The 18,870-nt window shown below is 69.2% G+C and carries 17 protein-coding genes; 15 read left to right on the top strand and 2 right to left on the bottom strand.

Annotated features, from left to right (window positions below):
* Positions 1–106: 106 nt before the first annotated feature.
* The 7 genes from C1I89_RS08405 (at position 107) to C1I89_RS08375 (ending at position 7,987) form a co-directional block, all read left to right on the top strand.
* Positions 107–1,642 carry an efflux transporter outer membrane subunit gene (locus tag C1I89_RS08405; protein ID WP_102772317.1) on the top strand — a complete coding sequence of 512 codons (1,536 nt, stop codon included), beginning with the start codon at positions 107–109 and terminating at the stop codon, positions 1,640–1,642.
* Positions 1,635–2,741, top strand: coding sequence for an HlyD family secretion protein (locus C1I89_RS08400; protein WP_102772316.1), 1,107 nt, complete (start codon positions 1,635–1,637; stop codon positions 2,739–2,741). The genes C1I89_RS08405 and C1I89_RS08400 overlap by 8 nt, the downstream gene beginning before the upstream one ends.
* Complete coding sequence (locus tag C1I89_RS08395; RefSeq protein WP_102772315.1) at positions 2,731–3,798, top strand: DUF2955 domain-containing protein; 1,068 nt, start codon at positions 2,731–2,733, stop codon at positions 3,796–3,798. The genes C1I89_RS08400 and C1I89_RS08395 overlap by 11 nt, the downstream gene beginning before the upstream one ends.
* Before the next feature lie 13 nt (positions 3,799–3,811).
* Positions 3,812–4,309 (top strand): transporter suffix domain-containing protein, encoded by a 498-nt coding sequence (locus C1I89_RS08390; RefSeq protein ID WP_102772314.1) that lies wholly within the window; start codon positions 3,812–3,814, stop codon positions 4,307–4,309.
* Between the two features lie 117 nt (positions 4,310–4,426).
* Positions 4,427–5,479, top strand: a complete 1,053-nt coding sequence (nadA, locus tag C1I89_RS08385; protein ID WP_102772313.1) for a quinolinate synthase NadA — start codon at positions 4,427–4,429, stop codon at positions 5,477–5,479.
* A 22-nt stretch (positions 5,480–5,501) separates the two neighbouring features.
* Positions 5,502–7,061: an L-aspartate oxidase gene (gene nadB, locus C1I89_RS08380; RefSeq protein WP_102772312.1), complete on the top strand. Its 1,560-nt coding sequence runs from the start codon at positions 5,502–5,504 to the stop codon at positions 7,059–7,061.
* 95 nt (positions 7,062–7,156) lie between these two features.
* Positions 7,157–7,987, top strand: a complete 831-nt coding sequence (locus tag C1I89_RS08375; RefSeq protein WP_246842345.1) for an IclR family transcriptional regulator — start codon at positions 7,157–7,159, stop codon at positions 7,985–7,987.
* A gap of 184 nt (positions 7,988–8,171) precedes the next feature.
* On the opposite strand, the gene C1I89_RS08370 is transcribed toward C1I89_RS08375, so the two are convergent.
* Positions 8,172–9,602 (bottom strand): FAD-binding oxidoreductase, encoded by a 1,431-nt coding sequence (locus tag C1I89_RS08370; RefSeq protein ID WP_102772310.1) that lies wholly within the window; start codon positions 9,600–9,602, stop codon positions 8,172–8,174.
* 192 nt (positions 9,603–9,794) lie between these two features.
* Between C1I89_RS08370 and C1I89_RS08365 the strand changes: the two genes are divergently transcribed.
* The 5 genes from C1I89_RS08365 to dmpG all read left to right on the top strand — a co-directional run bounded on the left by C1I89_RS08365 (position 9,795) and on the right by dmpG (position 14,702).
* Positions 9,795–10,817: a TRAP transporter substrate-binding protein gene (locus tag C1I89_RS08365; RefSeq protein WP_102772309.1), complete on the top strand. Its 1,023-nt coding sequence runs from the start codon at positions 9,795–9,797 to the stop codon at positions 10,815–10,817.
* A gap of 123 nt (positions 10,818–10,940) precedes the next feature.
* Entirely contained in the window at positions 10,941–11,423 is a 483-nt protein-coding gene (locus C1I89_RS08360) for a TRAP transporter small permease (protein ID WP_102772308.1), read from the top strand.
* Complete coding sequence (locus C1I89_RS08355; RefSeq protein ID WP_102772307.1) at positions 11,420–12,703, top strand: TRAP transporter large permease; 1,284 nt, start codon at positions 11,420–11,422, stop codon at positions 12,701–12,703. Before C1I89_RS08360 ends, C1I89_RS08355 begins: the two co-directional genes overlap by 4 nt.
* 43 nt (positions 12,704–12,746) lie before the next feature.
* Positions 12,747–13,655, top strand: a complete 909-nt coding sequence (locus tag C1I89_RS08350; protein WP_102772306.1) for an acetaldehyde dehydrogenase (acetylating) — start codon at positions 12,747–12,749, stop codon at positions 13,653–13,655.
* Positions 13,656–13,667: 12 nt separating this feature from the next.
* Positions 13,668–14,702 carry a 4-hydroxy-2-oxovalerate aldolase gene (gene dmpG / locus C1I89_RS08345; RefSeq protein WP_102772305.1) on the top strand — a complete coding sequence of 345 codons (1,035 nt, stop codon included), beginning with the start codon at positions 13,668–13,670 and terminating at the stop codon, positions 14,700–14,702.
* Positions 14,703–14,710: 8 nt separating this feature from the next.
* Here dmpG and C1I89_RS08340 read toward each other — a convergent pair whose 3' ends face one another.
* Positions 14,711–15,565, bottom strand: coding sequence for a helix-turn-helix domain-containing protein (locus C1I89_RS08340; protein ID WP_102772304.1), 855 nt, complete (start codon positions 15,563–15,565; stop codon positions 14,711–14,713).
* Positions 15,566–15,826: 261 nt separating this feature from the next.
* Here C1I89_RS08340 and C1I89_RS08335 point away from each other — a divergent pair, with 261 nt between their 5' ends.
* From C1I89_RS08335 to C1I89_RS08325, 3 genes are all read left to right on the top strand, one after another.
* Positions 15,827–16,705, top strand: a complete 879-nt coding sequence (locus C1I89_RS08335; RefSeq protein ID WP_102772303.1) for a fumarylacetoacetate hydrolase family protein — start codon at positions 15,827–15,829, stop codon at positions 16,703–16,705.
* Positions 16,702–17,484 (top strand): alpha/beta fold hydrolase, encoded by a 783-nt coding sequence (locus C1I89_RS08330; protein ID WP_102772302.1) that lies wholly within the window; start codon positions 16,702–16,704, stop codon positions 17,482–17,484. The genes C1I89_RS08335 and C1I89_RS08330 overlap by 4 nt, the downstream gene beginning before the upstream one ends.
* A 66-nt stretch (positions 17,485–17,550) precedes the next feature.
* Complete coding sequence (locus C1I89_RS08325; protein WP_102772301.1) at positions 17,551–18,867, top strand: metal-dependent hydrolase family protein; 1,317 nt, start codon at positions 17,551–17,553, stop codon at positions 18,865–18,867.
* Positions 18,868–18,870: the final 3 nt, after the last annotated feature.

Raw genomic sequence — 18,870 nt, 5'->3', positions numbered from 1 at the left:
ACCGCCCGGCCCGGGCGCCCCGCTGAAAATGCCAGGGCCCCGAGCCGGGTCCACGGGCGCCGCGCGCGCCGTTGCGGCTAGGTTCTGATCGATCCGATATCCATCGATGTCGCTGCGGACTTGTACGAATCGGCTGCTGCTGATGGGCGTGTTCTGCCTGGGCGGCTGCATGAAACTCGGGCCGGACTTCCAGCCCCAGCACGCGTCCTGGGCCGACGGCTGGAACACGCCGGCGCTGCAGCAGGCCACCCGCGCCGGGGTCGAGCCCGACGCGCGCCAGTGGTGGCGCATCTTCGACGATCCCGTCCTCGAATACCTGATCGGCCAGGCCGACGCCGGCAACGGCGGGCTGCGCATTGCCGGCCTGCGCATCATGGAGGCCCGCGCCCAGCTCGGCATCGCCCGCAGCGGGCTCTATCCCCAGGTCCAGGTGGTGGGCGCGGACGCCCTGTACACGCATCGCGCTTCGCGCTCGGCCCTGGGCACGCCGCAGCCCAGCAGCTTCTGGCAGTACAGCGCGGGATTCGATATCGGCTGGGAGCTGGATTTCTGGGGGCGTTTCAGTCGCGCCATCGAGTCGGCCGACGCGGCGTATTTCGAGGCCCAGGCCAACCGCGAGGACGTGCTGGTGCTGCTGCATGCCCAGGTGGCCGACAGCTACTACACGCTGCGCACCGCCGAGGCGCGGCTGCGCATCGCCCGCGGCAACGCCGCCATCCAGAAGCGCAGCTACGAGATCACGCAGCGCCTGTACGCCAGCGGCGAGACCGACGAGCTGGACCTGCAGCAGGCCAAGACCCAGTACCTGAGCACGCTGGGCACCATTCCCCAGTTCGAAAGCCAGATCATGCGCGCGCGCAACGCGCTGGCCGTCCTCATCGGCCGCCCGCCCGGCCCCATCCCGCAACTGGCCGAGAAAGAGGCGGTCGTCCCGCTGGTCGACCGCGCGGTGCTGCAGGACGTGCCCGCCAACCTGCTGCTGCGCCGGCCCGACGTGCGCGCCGCGGAATTGCGCATCGCCGCGCAGTCGGCCCAGATCGGCGTGGCCGAGGCGGACCTCTATCCCTCGCTGACCCTGCTGGGCAGCATCGCCTGGACCGCCACTTCGCTGGCCGGAACCGGCGGCGGCGCGGCCCTGCTGGCCGGACCGAGCCTGAGCTGGAACGTGTTCGACCACGGCCGGCTGCAGAACAACGTGCGCGTCCAGGACGCGCGCCTGCAGCAGCTGATCGTCGCCTACCAGGACGAGGTGCGCGAGGCCGCGCGCGAGGCCGACGACGCCGCCAGCGGCCTGATCAAGGCCGTGGAGCGCGACCGCATCCTGCAGCAGTCGGCGCAGGCCGCCGAGCGTTCGCTGGCGCTGGCCAACGCGCTCTATCGAGAGGGCTATACCGACTTCCAGCGCGTGCTGGACGCGCAGCGCGCCGTGGCCTCGCAGCAGGACGCCTACGTGGTCAACCGCGGCGGCGCGGTGGGCGACCTGATCGCCTTGTACAAGGCCCTGGGCGGCGGCTGGCACACCGGCGAGCCGGTGCTGGACGCGGCCACCCGGCAACAGATGGAGCGGCGCACCGACTGGGGCGACCTGCTGGCCGAACCGCAGGCCGCGCCGCTCGCGAAGAAGGGGAAAGCCGATGAATGAACCGCAGCCCGCCGCCGCGCCTGCGCCGTCCGACCCTGCCCGCAAGGGCGTGGGCTGGGTCGCGCTGCTCATCGTGCTGAGCCTGGCCTGGTATCTGCTGGCCGACCGCTATACCCCGTATACGCAGCAGGCGAGGGTGGAGGCCTTCGTCATCGCGGTGGCGCCGGAAGTGTCGGGACGCGTGACCAAGGTTTACGTGCGCAACAACCAGGACGTGCAGGCCGGGGCCGCGCTGTTCGACGTGGACCCGGAGCAGTACCGCATCGCGCTGGAGCGCGCCCGCGCGGACCTGGAATCCATGCGCAGGCAGATCGGCGCCAGCACCGCCGGCATCGATTCGGCCCAGGCCTCGCTGCGGGCCGCGCAGGCCAACGAACTGAAGGCGCGCCAGGACAGCGGCCGGCTCGAACGCCTGTACCGCGAGGACCGCGGCACGGTCTCGCTGCGCCGGCTGGAGATCGCCCGCGCCAGCCTGGAGCAGGCCGTCAGCCAGGTCGCGGCGGCGCGCGCCGAAGTGCAGCGGGCGCGCGAGCAGGAGGGCGGCAGCGACGAGGACAACGCCAGGCTGCGCAGCGCCGCGGCCGCCGTGCAGAAGGCCGAGCTGGACCTGGCCAACACGCGGGTGCGCGCCAGTTCGCCCGGATTGATCACCGACCTGCGCACCGACGTCGGCCAGTTCGCCGCCGCCGGCAAGGCCGTCATGACGCTGATCCCGATCCATGACGTCTGGATCAGCGCGGAGATGACCGAGAACAACCTCGGCCATATCGAGCCGGGCACGCCGGTGGGCATCGTGCTGGACGCGCGTCCCGGCCGCATCTTCGACGGCCGGGTGCGCAGCGTGGGCTATGGCGTCAACGTCGGCCCGGGCACGCCGCCGGGCGGCCTGCCGACGGTGCAGAACAGCCGCGACTGGCTGCGCCCGGCGCAGCGCTTTCCGGTCATCGTCGAGTTCGACCGGGACGACCTGCCCGAACTGCGCGACGTGCGCGTGGGCGGACAGGCCGAAGTGATGGCGTTTCCCAGCTCCGGCAATCCGCTCAACCTGCTGGGCCGCGCCTATCTGCGCCTGATGAGCTGGCTTTCCTATGCCTACTGACGCCATTGCCGACGGCCGCGATCCGCGCGGCGTGCGCGCCCTGCGCCTGGGCGTGGGCGTCGCGCTGTGCGTGGCGATCGGCTTCGGCCTGGACCTGCCCATACCGATGGTCGCGCCGGTGCTGGGCGTGTTCCTGCTGGCCGGCATGAACCAGCCCTTGTCGGCCCGGGCCGGGCTGGGGCTGGTGGCGGCGGTCGGGCTGGCCACGGCCACCGGGCTGCTGCTCAGCCCGCTGCTGCGCTATTACCCGCTGGCCGGCGTGCTGCTCATCGGCCTCTGTCTGTTTCTGGCGTTTCGCGCCGGCATGCGCGGGGCCAACGGCGTGCTCACGATGTTCCTGATCATCGGGCTGACCATCATCGCCGCGGCCGGCACCGTCGATTTCCGGCTGGCGGCGCTGGCGGTCGAAGCGCTGGCCAAGGGCCTGCTCGCGGCCGTCGCCGTGCTGGGCTGTTGTCACTGGCTGTTCCGCGAGCCGGCGCTGGCGCCCAAGCCGCCGGCCGCGCCGGTCCTGCCGCCGGACCAGGCCGCCCGGATGGCCTTGCGCGCCACGCTGGTCGTGATGCCCGCCTTCCTGCTGGCGCTGACCGATCCGCTGGGCTACATGCCCATCATTCTGAAGTCGGTCAGCCTGGGGCGGCAGGCCTGCGTCACGGCGGCGCACGGCGCGGCGCGCGAACTGCTCGGCTCCACGCTGCTGGGCGGGCTGCTGGCCGTGCTGTTCTGGTGCGCGCTGAGCCTGTGCGTCAGCCTCTGGATGTTCTTTCTGTGGATGCTGCTGTTCGGCCTGCTGGCCGCGCGCAAGCTGTACCGGCTCAGTCCCACCCGGCATCCGCCGAGCTTCTGGCTCAACACGCTGGTGACGCTGGTCATCCTGCTCGGCCAGTCGGTGCAGGACAGCGTCGCGGGCAAGGACGTCTACACCGCCTTCGCCGTGCGCATGGGCCTGTTCATCGCCGTCACGCTGTACGCCTGCCTGATGCTGCGGCTGTTCGAACCGCGCCGCCGCGCGCCACGTCCGCCGGGGCCGTCAGTCCCGGCTTATTCAGACACCTGAAGAGGAGTCAGTCATGTCATCGCCGGAAAACACGTCTCAAGCCGCTCCCAGGGCGGGGTGGCGCTTCAAGTGCGGAATCGCGCTTTTCATCCTGGCCTTCGCGCTCTGGTTCCTCATCCCGATCGCCGCCGCCCTCGACGTGCCGGGCTCGCGCATCGCCGCGTTGACCGGCACCATCTTCATCGCCAACAAGGTGCTGCTGCTGACCTGCGTGGCCGTGATGGGCAAGGAGGGCTTCCAGCAGCTCAAGGCCATCGTCTTCGGGCATGCCAAACGGCTCGCGCCGGTGCAGAAGGTGGGTCCGGTGCGCCATGCCATCGGCCTGGCGATGTTCCTGATTCCCATCCTGACCTCGACGCTGGAGCCCTATGTGGATCAGCTGTGGCCCGGCCTCAGGCCCAATATGTGGCAGCTGCAGGTGCTGGGCGACGTGATGCTGATCGCCAGCTTTTTCGTGCTGGGCGGGGACTTCTGGAGCAAGCTGCGGGCGCTGTTCGTGAGGACGGCGTAGCCCCCCGCATCCGGGCAAAAACGGGTTGACACGATTTATGCTCAACACTAGCATAAATCGTGCCCTTTTTTTTGATCCACAAATACTCAAAATGAGTATATTGTGACGGAGACGCCCATGAATGCCCGGTCCAACGAATTTGACCTGCCCGCCGCCGCCGACCGCGTGCGCACGCTGCTGGCGCGCGAAGGCGCGGTGCTGGTGGCCCATTACTACGTGGACGCGGCCCTGCAGGAACTGGCCGAGCAGACCGGCGGCTGCGTCGGCGATTCGCTGGAAATGGCGCGCTTCGGGCGCGACCATCCGGCGCGCACGCTGGCGGTGGCGGGCGTGCGCTTCATGGGCGAGACCGCCAAGATCCTGAGCCCGGACAAGCGCATCCTGATGCCGGACCTGGAAGCCACCTGCTCGCTGGACCTGGGCTGCCCGGCCGCGGACTTCGCCGCGTGGTGCGACGCCCATCCCGACCGGACCGTGGTGGTCTACGCCAACACCAGCGCCGCGGTGAAGGCGAGGGCGGACTGGGTCGTGACCTCGTCCATCGCGCTGGACCTGATCGCCGCGCTGCACGCGCGCGGCGAGAAGATCCTGTGGGCGCCCGACCGCCACCTGGGCGCCTACGTCCAGCGCCAGACCGGCGCCGACATGCTGTTGTGGCAGGGCGCCTGCGTGGTGCACGACGAGTTCAAGGGCGTGGAGCTGGAACTGATGCGAGCCGAACATCCGCAGGCCCGGGTGCTGGCCCACCCCGAGTCGCCCGAGCCGGTGCTGGCGCAGGCCGACGTGGTCGGCTCCACCACGCAGCTGATCGACGCCGCCCGCCGGCTGGATACGGACACCCTGATCGTGGCGACCGACCAGGGCATTCTGCACAAGATGCGCGCGCAGGCGCCGGGCAAGACTTTCCTGGCCGCGCCGACCGCGGGCGACAGCGCCACCTGCAAGAGCTGCGCGCACTGTCCCTGGATGGCCATGAACGCGCTGTCCAGCCTGGCCGACGCGCTGGAACACGGGCGCAATGAAATCCTGCTGGACCCGGCGCTGGGCCTGCGCGCCAAGCGGCCCATCGACCGCATGCTGGATTTCGCCGAACGGCGCAAGCGCCGCGTGCAGGCCAGCGGCGACCTGGCCCGCGACGGCGCGCTGTACGCGCGCGTCGGTCCGGCCTGATTTCTAACCGGAGAACGGGCGCATGGAATTCGACGTCATCATCATCGGCAGCGGGTTGGCGGGCCTGGCCGCGGCGTTGGAGCTGGCCCCGCGCCGGCGGGTCGCGCTGGTGTCCAAGGGCGGGCTGGCCGACAGCGCCAGCAACCGCGCGCAGGGCGGCATCGCCGCGCCGCTGGCCGCCGGCGACAGCGTGCAGGCGCACGTGCGCGACACGCTCGTGGCGGGCGCGGGGCTGTGCGATGCGTCCGCAGCCCGCGCCATCATTGGGCAGGCCTGCGGCGCCATCGACTGGCTGCGCGAACAAGGCGTGGCGTTCAGCGCCGATTCCGGCGGCCTGCACCTGACGCGCGAAGGCGGGCACGGCCAGCGCCGCATCGCGCACGCGGCCGACGCCACCGGCCGCGCCATCGTGGCCGCGCTGGGCGCGCGGGCGCGCGCGACGCCGGGCATCACGCTGCTGGAGCGGCATTGCGCCGTGGACCTGCTGCTGTCGGGCGCGCCGGCGGCGTGCCGCGGCGTGCGCCTGCTGGATCTGCGCGGCGCGCGGGTGTTCGACGCCGCCGCCGCGCACGTGGTGCTGGCCAGCGGCGGCGCGGGCCAGGTCTATCGGACGACCACGGCGCCGCCGGCCGCCACCGGCGACGGCATCGCCATGGCGTGGCGCGCCGGCTGCCGCGTCGCCAATCTGGAGTTCACGCAGTTCCATCCCACCGGCCTGCATCATCCGCAGGCCGACGGTTTCCTGATTTCCGAGGCGGTGCGCGGCGAGGGCGGCCTGCTGCGCCTGCCCGGCGGCGAGCGCTTCATGCCGGCGCACGACCCGCGCGCCGAACTGGCGCCGCGCGACATCGTGGCGCGCGCCATCCAGGCGGAGATGTCCGGCCGCGGGCTGGACTGCGTGCAGCTGGACATCAGCCACCAGCCCGCGGAATTCCTGCGCGCGCACTTTCCCACCATCCACGCGCGCTGCCTGGCGCTGGGCATCGACATGGCCGCCGTGCCGATTCCCGTCGCGCCGGCCGCGCACTACACCTGCGGCGGCGTGGTCGCCGACGTGTCCGGCCGCAGCGATCTGCCGGGGCTGTACGCGGTCGGCGAGGCCGCCTGCACCGGGCTGCACGGAGCCAACCGGCTGGCCAGCAATTCCTTGCTGGAGTGCGTGGTGACGGGCAGGGCGGCGGCGCGGGACATCCTGCTGCATGGCGCGGCGTCCGGCCCGGCGGGCGGACTGGAACTGGCCGGCGACGCGGCGGCCGTCGCGCCGCCGGCCGCGGACCTGGCGCGGCTGCGGCACGAGCTGCGCGCAGTGATGAGCCGCGACGTGGGCGTGGTGCGCAGCGATGCGGGCCTGCGGCGCGCGGCCGCAACCACCGGCGCGCTGCGCGCCGAAATGCAGGCGCGCTTCGAGCGCGAGGGCGCCAGCCTGGAAATGCTGGAGCTGCGCAATCTGGCGCTGGTGGCCGACCTCATCGTGGCCGCGGCGCGCGCCCGCGCCGAGAGCCGGGGCGCGCACTTCAACCGCGATCGCCCGCCGGCCGAAACCGCCGACGCGCACTGCGCCGCGGCGCTTGCAATACCGTAGAATACCGGCGGCCAAGCCCGCTCATCGTCGAGCAAGGGCGTCTTGGCCGAACGGGATGCGCGGCGGGCATGGCATGCCGCGTCAGGGTGAAACAGGTGAAGCAAGCAAAGACCTCCTCCAGCACGGCCAAGTCAGCGGCCAAGTCCGCGGCCAAGTCGGACGACCAGGCCGCGCGCCCGGAACCGGGTTCCAGCCAGACGCTGATCCGCGGCCTGGACATCATCGAATCGGTCGCCGCCGGCATCGGCGACCTGGGGGAAATCGCGCAGCACACCGGCATGACCTACAGCACGGTGCATCGCATCGTGCTGGCGCTGGCGCGGCGCAACTACCTCAAGCGCGACCCGCAGCGCGGCTACCGGCTGGGCCGCAAGCTGCTGGAGCTCGGCTTTCACGCGTATTCCGAAGTGGAGCTGACGCGCATCGCGCGCCCCATGCTGCAGGCCCTGGCCGACAAGACCTCCGACACCGTGCACCTGGCCACCGTGGACCACGGCCTGGTGATCTACCTGGACAAGATATCCAGCCGCCGCGCCATCGAGATCAGTTCGCGCATCGGCGGCAGCAAGCCGCTGATCTCCACCGGCGTGGGCAAGGCGCTGCTGCTGGACGCGGGCGAGCAAGAGTGGGAAGCTATCTACGAACAGCAGCGCCATCTGCTGCGCCTGCCTGTGTCCAAGTCCGCGTGGATCAAGCTGATGCGCGGCTACGCGCAGGCCGGCTACGCCTACGACACCGGCGAGGACGAGCCGTCCATCCGTTGCGTGGCCGCGCCGATCCGCGACGGCAGCCGCAAGACCGTCGCCGCGATCAGCGTGTCCAGCACGCTCGAATACATGGATGAAAAACGCATGAAGGCGCTGGCGCCGGTGGTATGCGAGACGGCCCGCAGGATCAGCGCGGAGCTGGGCAGCAGCCAGGGGTAGGCGGTGGGTTTTGCGGGGTGATGGGTTTCGCGCGTTCGGCATTTGAGTTCTTGCTTACGGAATCTCGCGCTACACCCATCCTACGATGCCCAGGCCGTAGGATGGGTGTAGCGCGAGATTCTTTGAAGAAAAACCCGAATGCCGAACGCGCGAAACCCATCAGCCGCCGCCAACCGCCCCGTTATCAAACGGCCAGAATCTTCCCCGGATTCATGATCCCGTGCGGGTCCAGCGCCCGCTTCATCGCCGCGATCAACGACAGCTCCGCCGGATTGCGGCTGTAGTGCAGCCACGGCCGCTTGTGCAGCCCGATGCCGTGCTCGGCCGAGACTGATCCCGATAGGCTGCGCACGATGTCGTAGAACGCGGCCTCGATGCGCGCTTCGGTCTTGCGGCCATCGGCCGGCAGCGGCCCCACCACGATATGCACGTTGCCGTCGCCCACGTGGCCGAAGTAGATCGCGCGCACGTCGGGGAAATCGCGCGCCAGCGCCTGGCGCATCCGGGCCACGCATTCCTCGATGCGCGAGATGGGCGCGGATACGTCGAAGTTGATGGTGGGCGCGAAAGTGCGCAGCATCTCGGAGATGGCGTCGCGCAGTTCCCAGAAGGCCTGGGCCTGCGCGTGGGACTGGGCGATGGCGGCGTCGGCGATCCAGCCTTCGGCCAGCGCGTGCTCCAGTACCGCCTCGAAGCACGCCGCGTCCTCTTCGGGCGCGGCCGCCTGCAGGTCCAGCAGCACGTACAGCGGATACGTGGCCGGCAGCGGCGCGGCGATGCCGCCGGCGGTGGTGGCCGCGGCATAGTAGTCCTGCCACATCACCTCGAACGCGCTGACCCGGCCGCCCAGGCGGTGCTGCGCATGGCGCAGCAGCTTGATGGCCGAGCCGAAATCGGGCGCGGCCACCAGCGCGGTATTCGCGCCCGAGACGCCCGGATGCAGGCGCAGCACGGCCTGGGTGACGATGCCCAGCGTGCCCTCGGTGCCGATGAACAGATGCTTCAGGTCGGGGCCGGCATTGTTCTTGACCATCTTGTTCATCATGGACAGCACGGTGCCGTCGGGCAGCACGGCTTCCAGCCCCAGCACCAGGTCGCGCGCCATGCCGTAGCGGATCACCCGGTTGCCGCCGGCATTGGTGGCGATGTTGCCGCCGATCTGGCAGGAGCCGCGCGCGCCCAGGTCCAGCGCGAACAGAAAGCCGGCGGCCTGCGCGGCTTCCTGCACGGCCTGCAGCGGCGTGCCGGCCAGCACGGTCATGGTGGCCGAGGCGGGGTCCAGTTCGACCACGCCGGACATGCGTTCCAGCGAGACGAGCACGCAGCCTTCGATCGGCGTGGCGCCGCCGGCCAGGCCGGTCAGCCCGCCTTGCGGCACCACCGGGCAGCGTCCCGCGTGGCACAGCGCCAGCACGCGCGCGACCTCGGCGGTGTCGCGCGGACGCACCAGGGCCAGCGGCCTGCCGCCTTCCTCGCCGCTCCAGTCGTTCAGGAACCGGGCCTCGATGTCGGCGCCCGCCAGCACTTCGCCGATGCCGGCGTCGGCGCGCAGCGCGGCCAGCATGCTTTCAGGGTTCCAGGGTGCGGACGCTGTTTCCGATGCCGCAATGTTCATGCAGGGACTCCTCTTTCGGTTGTGGAATGGCCGGAGTGTCCGGCCATTATTCTCATATGTTGAGAGCATCTATCATTATTTGAAAAAATTCTAGCATCAATCTAGAATGCGCCTACGGCATTCCCAGCCCGATTCACCCGAACAAGAACATGCCGCCTCCCACGGGAGCGGCGCAGCGTTGGAGACAAACCAATGACGAATCTCATCACCACGAAGCTGTTCCGGCTTGCGGCCATCGCCGCGGCGACGACCCTGTGCGCGGCCGGCCTTGCGGGCCGGGCGCAGGCGGCCGAAAAAATCGTGCTCAAGGCGGGCCACGCCGCCTCCACCAGCAACACCGGCCACCAGGCCCTGGAACACCTGGCCAAGGAACTCGCGGCCAAGACCGACGGGCGCATCACGATGGAGATCTTCCCCAATTCGCAGCTCGGCAGCGAACGCGAACTGGTGGAAAGCATCCAGCTGGGCAACGTGGACATGACCTTCGTGTCCTCGGCGGTGCTGGGCAACTTCAACAAGGAATTCTTCGCGCTGGATATCCCGTTCCTGTTCAAGGACCGGGCCAGCGTCTATCGGGTGCTGGACGGCGATATCGGGCAGGGCCTGCTGGCCAGCCTGGACAAGGTCGGCATCAAGGGCGTGGCCTACTGGGAAAACGGCTTTCGCCAGCTGACCAACAGCAAGAAGGTGATCAAGTCGCCGGCCGACCTGGAAGGCATGAAGATGCGCACCATGGAGAACGAGGTGCACATCGCGGCCTGGAAGGCCGAGGGCGCCAACCCCGCGCCGCTGGCCTTCGGCGAACTGTTCACGGCGCTGCAGCAGGGCACGTTCGACGCGCAGGAGGGGCCGATCAACCTCTTCTACGACATGAAGTTCAACGAAGTGCAGAAGTACATCACCAAGACCAACCACGTGTATTCGCCGTGGCCGCTGTTGATCAATCCCGAGGTCTACGAGCGCTTCAGCGACGCCGACAAGAAGGCGTTCCTGCAGGCCGTCAAGGACACCACCGCCTACCAGCGCGAACTGGCGCAAAAGGCCGATGAGAAGGCCGAGGCCGCCATGCCCACGGTCACCTTCACCAGCCTCACGCCCGAAGAGCTGGCGGCGTTCTCCAGCCGCATGGGTCCCATCCAGGAAATGGTGAAGAAGAAGGTCGGCGGCGACATCGTCGACCGCATCGTGGCCGAAACCGGCAAGACCGGCGGCTGAGCCCGGCCGGCGCCGGGCGCCGGAACCCTTCCAACGCGCGCGCAAAGCGCGCCTCCAAGCCGCCGCCGCGCATCGCGGCGGCGCGGCCGGCCGCGCGCCGGCCGTCTTCGGAACGACGCAATCATGTGGAAATTTCTAGACAAGCACCTGGAAGAAGTGCTCACGGTGTTCCTCCTGGCGGCCATGTCGCTGCTGATCTGCGCCCAGGTGTTCATGCGCTACGTCATGGACAGCTCCCTGGCGTGGTCGGAGGAACTGGCGCGCTATTGCTTCATCTGGGCCACCTATCTGGGCGTGAGCTACGCCGTCAAGCGCAATGCGCACATCTGCGTGGAGGCGGCGGTGTCGCGCCTGCCCGGCAGGCTGAAGGCGGGCTTCGTGATCCTGTCGCACGCACTCTTCATCGTGTTCGCGGCGATGGTGGTCAAGGAAGGCTACGCGCTGACGCTCAAGATCTTCAAGTTCGGCCAGACCTCGTCCTCGCTGGGCCTGCCGATGGGCGTCATCTACCTGGCGCCCACCGTCGGCTTCGCGCTAGTGATCTTCCGGCTGGTGCAAAGCATCTTCGTTGAACTGGGCGCGCTGCGCCACGGAGGCCGCGCATGATTTCGCTATTGCTGTTCGGCAGCTTCCTGGCGCTCCTGATACTGAGCGTCCCCATCGCCATCTCGCTGGGCCTGGCCTCGGCCGTCGCGCTGATCTACAGCGGCAAGGTCAGCAGCAGCTACATCGCCCAGGGGCTGGTGACCTCCATCGATTCCTTCCCGCTCATGGCAGTGCCGTTCTTCATTTTGGCCGGCGACCTGATGGGGCAGGGCGGGCTGTCGCGCCGCCTGCTCAACGTGGGCAACGTGCTGTTCGGGCGCTATACGGGCGGGCTGGCCATCATCGCCATCGTCACCTGCATGTTCTTCGCCGCGATCTCCGGCTCGGGGCCGGCCACGGTGGCCGCGATCGGCGGCATCATGCTGCCGGCCATGGCCCAGCAGGGCTACGACAAGGGCTATTCGGTCGGCCTGATCGCCGCGGCCGGCAGCATCGGCATCATCATCCCGCCCAGCATCCCGATGATCATCTATGCGGTGTCGGCCAACGTGTCGATCACCAAGATGTTCCTGGCCGGCATCATTCCCGGCCTGCTGATCGGCGTGGCGCTGATCGTGGTGGCCTACCTCAGCGCGCGCAAGCACGGCTACCGCGGTTCGGAGCGGCGCTACAGCGGCGCCGAGATCGCGGCCGCGGTATGGGACGCCAAGTGGGCGCTGCTGGCGCCGGTGATCATCCTGGGCGGCATCTACGGCGGCGTGTTCACGCCGACCGAGGCCGCCGCCGTGGGCGTGCTGTACGGCTTCGTGGTGGGCGCCTTCGTGCACAAGGAATTGAGCTTCAAGGGGCTGTACCAGGTGATCGCCGGATCGGCGCTGACCTCGGCCACCGTGATCGTCATCGTCGGCACCGCGACCATCTTCGGCCGGGTGCTGGCGATCGAGCGCATCCCGTTCGTGATCGCCGACTACATCGTGCACCTGACCGACAACCCCATCGTCATCCTGTTGCTGATCAACGCGCTGCTGCTGTTCGTGGGCATGTTCATGGAGACCATCGCCGCCATCATCATCCTGACGCCGATTCTGCTGCCGGTGGTCACGGCGGTGGGCGTGGACCCGGTGCACTTCGGCATCGTGATCATCGTCAACCTGGCGATCGGCATGGTCACCCCGCCGGTGGGCGTGAACCTGTTCGTCGGCGCGCGCATCGGCGGCGTTGCGCTGGAGAAGGCGGCGGCCGGCTCCATCGCCTTCATCGTGGCCATGATCGCCACCCTGCTGGCGATCACCTACGTGCCCGGGCTGTCCCTGGCGCCGCTCGGCCTGATGGGCAATTGAGGCGGCGCGGCGGTTCTTTCGTTCAATCATCAAGGAGTAAACCATGTCACGCAAACTGCGGGCCGCCATCATCGGCTCGGGCAACATCGGCACCGACCTGCTGGCCAAGCTCCAGCGCAGCCCGGTGCTGGAGCCGGTCTGGATGGTGGGCATAGACCCGCAATCCGACGGGCTCAAGCGCGCGCGGGAAATGGGCCTGCGCGTCACCTCGGACGGGGTCGACGGCCTGCTGCCGCACCTGGAAGAGAACGGCATCGACTTCGCTTTCGACGCCACCAGCGCCTATGTGCACAAAGAGAACTCGGACAAGCTCACCGCGCGCGGCGTCAAGGTCATCGACCTGACGCCGGCCGCCATCGGCCCGTACTGCGTGCCGCCGGTCAACCTCAAGGACCTGCTGGGCGGCGGGCACAACAACGTCAACATGGTCACCTGCGGCGGCCAGGCCACCATTCCCATGGTCTACGCCGTCTCGCGCGTGCAGCCAGTGGAATACGGCGAGATCGTGGCCACCGTGTCGTCGCGCTCGGCCGGCCCCGGCACCCGCAAGAACATCGACGAATTCACCCGCACCACGGCCGGCGCCGTGGAACGCATCGGCGGCGCCAAAAAGGGCAAGGCCATCATCATCCTCAATCCGGCCGAGCCGCCGCTCATCATGCGCGACACGGTCCATTGCCTGACCGAGACCGAGCCCGACCAGGACAGAATTCGCGAGTCGGTACACGCCATGATCGCCGAGGTGCAGAAGTACGTGCCGGGCTACCGGCTGGTCAACGGGCCGGTGTTCGACGGCAGGCGCGTGTCGGTCTACCTGGAGGTCGAGGGCCTGGGCGACTACCTGCCCAAGTACTCGGGCAACCTGGACATCATGACCGCGGCGGCGGTGCGCAGCGCCGAAATGTTCGCCGAACAGATGCTGGCCGACGCCGCCGTCCCGGCCGCAAACTAGGAGATCAGGAACATGGAACTGAAAGGCAAGAAAGTCGTACTGCATGACATGACGCTGCGCGACGGCATGCATCCCAAGCGCCACCAGATCACGCTGGAGCAGATGGTGTCCATCGCCCGCGGCCTGGACGAGGCCGGCGTGCCGATGCTGGAGGTCACGCACGGCGACGGCCTGGGCGGCGCGTCGGTCAACTACGGCTTCCCGCTGCACACCGACGAGGAATACCTCGCGGCGGTGGTGCCGCAGATGAAGCAGGCCAAGGTGTCGGCGCTGCTGCTGCCGGGCATCGGCACGGTCGACGACCTGCGCCGCGCCCACGCGCTGGGCGTGCACACGCTGCGCGTGGCCACGCACTGCACCGAGGCCGATACCTCGGAGCAGCACATCGGCGAGGCGCGCAAGCTGGGCATGGACACGGTGGGCTTCCTGATGATGAGCCACATGAACAGCCCCGAGGGACTGGTGCGGCAGGCCAGGCTGATGGAAGGCTACGGCGCCAACTGCATCTACATCACCGACTCGGCCGGCCATCTGCTGCCCCATACCGTCAAGTCCAGGATCGAGGCGGTGCGCGCCGCGCTGCGCCCCGAGACGGAGCTGGGCTTTCACGGCCACCACAATCTTGCGATGGGCGTGGCCAACAGCATCGCCGCGATCGAGGCCGGCGCGGTACGCATCGACGCGGCCGCCGCGGGCCTGGGCGCGGGCGCCGGCAACACGCCGCTGGAAGTGCTGGTGTCGGTGCTGGACCTCATGGGCGTGGAGACCGGCGTGGACGTGTTCAAGATCCAGGACGTGGCCGAAGACCGCGTGGTGCCCATCATGGACTTCCCGATCCGCATCGACCGCGACGCGCTCACGCTGGGCTATGCCGGCGTGTACGGCTCGTTCCTGCTGTTCGCCAAGCGCGCCGAGCAGAAGTACGGCGTGCCCGCGCGCGAGATCCTGGTCGAAATGGGCCGGCGCGGCATGATCGGCGGCCAGGAGGACATGATCGAGGACACGGCGCTGTCGCTGCTGCGCCAGAAGCAGGCCGCGGCCGCCTGAGCGCGGCTTCAGTCGACGCCGGTCAGCAGATGCTGCGCCGGCCCGGTCGCCGCGCGCCGGAAGCGCGACGGCGACACGCCCATGTGCTCGCGGAAAAAGCGCGAAAAATTGCCGGGCGTCGAGAAACCCAGATCCAGTGCCACCGAGGTCAGGGGCTGCTTCTGGTGCGCCAGCAGGCGCACAGCTTCCTCCACGCGCACCGCGCTCCAGAACACCTGGGGCGTGGTGTTGAGCTGGTCGCGGAACAGCGCGAAGAAGTGCCCGCGCGACAGTCCGACGCGGCTGGCGACGTCCTCCACGGCCATCGGCTCGTGGACGTGCTGGCGCATATAGGCGATGGCCGCGCGCAGCCGGCGGTCCAGCGCGGGCGCCGGCGAGACCGGACGCGGCGCCCGGTCCGGCCCGGCCGACGATTCGATCGCGGCCAGCAGCAGGGCTTCGACCTCGGCGTCGATATCGGCGCCCGGGTGCTGGTGCGGCGCGACGATCTTGTCCAGCAGGCGCCAGCAGCTCTGCCGCACGGCGGCGTCGATGGGCACGCCGGGCGCGTCGAAATGGAACGGGCGGCCGGTGGCGGCGCGCCGTTCGTCCAGCCAGGGCTTGGCGATGTAGAGGACCAGGAAAATCGCCGGGCCCGAACGTTCGAGCAGCCGCGCGTCGTGCGACTCGTAGGGGTTGGCGCCCAGCGCCAGGTTTTCGCTGTAGGGCACCACGGTCTGGCCGACGCGGCCTTGCGCCCGCGAGCCGCCCAGCCACAGGGCGAGCTGCACTTCGGCGTGCGCGTGCGCGATCAGGTCATCGCGCAGTTCCAGCACGACGGCGCGGCCGAACGCGCCTTCGTGCAAGGCATAAGTCTCCTGCATCTCCGTCTCCTGTCTTTTCGTCCTCGCCTTGCGAGCCAGCTGGGTGAGTCCGTTGCGCGGCGGCGGCGCCTGCGGGAATTTTATGGGCGTTTGCGCGCGAATCCGGCGTAGGTGTATTCACCTAGCACAAGATCTGACTCTGCGATAAGTCCGCGCACCCGGCGATAAGCGCGCCGCGGCCGGCGCCTATAAAGTCCTCCGAACCTGCCGGCGCGCCACGGGCCCGCCGCGGGACTGTTCAGGTAGAAGAAGGAGACGGTAGTGCGCATTGCTAGCTTTATATTGAACGGCAGCCAGGAAGTGGGACTGGTGTCCGCCGATGGCGCGACGGTGGCGCCCCTGGCGTTCGACGCGGAACGCAAGCGCCTGGGCGCCCAGGCCGTGATCGACCTGCTGGCCGCGGGCCGCGAACTGCCCGCAACGGGGGCGGCGCTGCCGCTGGCCGAGGCGAGGCTGCTGGCCCCGCTGCCCAGGCCGCGCCGCAACCTGTGGTGCGTGGGACGCAACTACCACGCCCACGCCAAGGAGCTGTCGGCCTCGGTCTTCAAGGACAACGACGCGAATCCGGAGTCCTGGCCCATCGTCTTCACCAAGGTGCCCGAGTGCGTGGTGGGGCCGCGCGACGACGTGCTGCTGCCGGCCGACGTCTCGTCGCAGATCGACTACGAGGCCGAGCTGGCGGTCGTGATCGGCAAGGGCGGCAAGAACATCCCGCGCGCCCGGGCGCTGGAGCACGTGTTCGGCTATACGGTCGTCAACGACGTCACCGCCCGCGACGTGCAGATGCGCCACCAGCAGTGGGACATGGGGAAATCGTTCGACACGTTCTGTCCCATGGGGCCGTGGATCGCCACCGCCGACGAGTTCGACGGCACGCGCACGCGCGTGCGCTGCTGGGTCAACGGCGAGCTGCGCCAGGACGGACCCACGGAGAACATGATCTTCGACATTCCGTTCCTGATCGAAACGATTTCGCGCGGCATCACGCTGTATCCCGGCGACGTGATCGCGACGGGCACGCCCGCGGGCGTGGGCATGGGCATGCAGCCGCCGCGCTATCTGGCCGCCGGCGACGTGGTGCGCGTGGAGGTCGAAGGTCTGGGCGTCATCGAAAACACTTTTGTCGAGGAGCAAGCATGAGCACGAACTACGTCAACGGTCTGGCGGTGGAAATCGACGGCGAGGGGCCGGCGCTGTTGTGCATACACGGCCTGGGCGGCTCTTCCAACACCTGGACGCCGGTGATGGGCGCGTTCGAGGGCTTGCGCGTCATCCGTCCGGACCTGCCGGGCAGCGCGCGCTCGCCGCTGGGTTCGCAGCCCTTGTCCATCCAGACCTACGTGGACGCGCTGGCCGGCATGCTGGCGGAACTGAAGATCGATACGCTGCACATCGCCGCGCATTCCCTGGGCACCATCGTGGCCCAGCATTTCGCCGTGGCGCACCCCGGCCGGGTCAGGTCGCTGGCCCTGTTCGGGCCGCTGGCCGCGCCGCCCGACGCCGGACGCGCCGGCATCCGCGCGCGCGCCGAGCTGGCGCGCGGCGGCGACGCGGCCATGCAGGAGATCGCGGACGCCATCGTCAAGGGCGCGACCAGCGCCCGGACCAGGCAGGATCAGCCCGCGGTGCTGGCGCTGGTGCGCGAAAGCGTGATGCGCCAGCCGCCGGAAGGCTATGCGCAAAGCTGCGAGGCGCTGGCCGGCGCGCAGCCCGCCGCCGTGGAATCGCTGGACGTGCCGGCGCTGCTGGTGACCGGCGACCAGGACGGCGTGGCGCCGCCGGCCAACGTCGAGGCGCTGGCCGGCCGCATCGCGGCAAGCCGTTACGTGGTGTTCGGCGATTGCGGACACTGGACGACCTATGAACAGCCCCAGGCCTGCGTGCAGGCCCTGCGGGAGTTCTACGCGGCGCAGCGTTAGCCGCTCTTTTCCTGGCGTTTCAACATAAGAAAGCCGGCCCGCGGCGCGGGCCGGAGGAGACTTGTCATGTCCAGAATTGCCATTACCAATGTCGCCATCTTCGATGGCACCGGCGAAGCCGTGTTCAAGGGCGAGGTGCTGATCGACGGCGCGCGCATCGCCGAGGTCGCGCGCGCGCCGCGGCAGGTGAGCCGCGATGGCGCGCGCGTCATCGACGGCCGCGGCCGCTTCCTGATGCCCGGGATGACCGAGGCGCACACGCATTTCTCGTGGAACGACCAGCCCTCGCTCGCCGCCATCCAGTTCATGCCGCCGGAGGAACACATACTCTGGTGCGTGCGCGTGGCCAAGCGCTATCTGGAGATGGGCTGGACCTCGGCCGTCGGCGCGGCGGCCGCCAAGCCGCGCCTGGACGTGGTGTTGCGCAACGCGATCGACGCGGGAGAATGCCCCGGCCCCCGCTACCTGGCGGGCAGCCAGGAGATCACCACGATCGGCGCGCTGGGCGACAACACGCTGCCGCACATGCCGTTCGATGAGCTCAGCTTCGGCAGCGTCTGCAGCGGCCCCGAAGAGATCCGGCGGTCGGCGCGCACCTTCATCAAGTACGGCGTCGACCACCTGAAGATCAATCTGTCGGGCGAGTACATCGCCGGGCTGCCAGCCGAAATGTCGCCATTCTCGGAAGAGGAGATCGCCATGCTGGCGGCCGAGGCCAAGCGTTTCGGCAAGCGCGTGGCGGCGCACGCGCGTTCGAGCGAATCGGTCAAGCAATGCGTGCGGCACGGCATCGAGATGATCTATCACGCCAGCTTCGCCGACGAAGAGGCGCTCGACATGCTGGAAGCCAACAAGGACAGGCACTTCGTGGCGCCGGGCATCGGCTGGCTGGTTCGCACCGCCTTCCATGCTTCCGACTACGGCATCACGCCCGCCGCCGCCGAGCAGATGGGCTACAAGCGCGAACTGGAGATCGCCGCCGAATCGCTGCGCAAGATGCACCGGCGCGGCATACGCATCCTGCCTGGCGGAGACTACGGCTTCGCCTGGATGCCGCACGGAACCAACGCCTCCGATCTCCAGTATTTCGTGGATTATGTCGGCATGACGCCCACCGAGGCGCTGGTGTCGGCCACCCGGCTGGGCGGGGAGATCATGCAGCGGCCGCACGAGCTGGGCATGCTGCGTCCCGGCTATCTGGCGGACGTGGTCATGGTCGACGGCAATCCGCTGGAGGACCTGTCGCTGCTGATCGACCCGGACCGCATCAGCCTGGTGATGAAGGACGGGCGGATCTGCAAGAACGCCTGCCCGCCGGGCGCGGAAGGCGCGCCGCCGCGCGCCGTCGAGCAGGACAGCAGGGAAGCGGTCGCGGCGCATTGAGCG

This window comes from Achromobacter pulmonis, assembly GCF_002885955.2.
Lineage (GTDB): Bacteria > Pseudomonadota > Gammaproteobacteria > Burkholderiales > Burkholderiaceae_B > Achromobacter > Achromobacter pulmonis_A.
The sequence above is the reverse complement of the archived record's forward strand: the minus strand, read 5'-3'. Positions and strand labels throughout refer to the sequence as shown.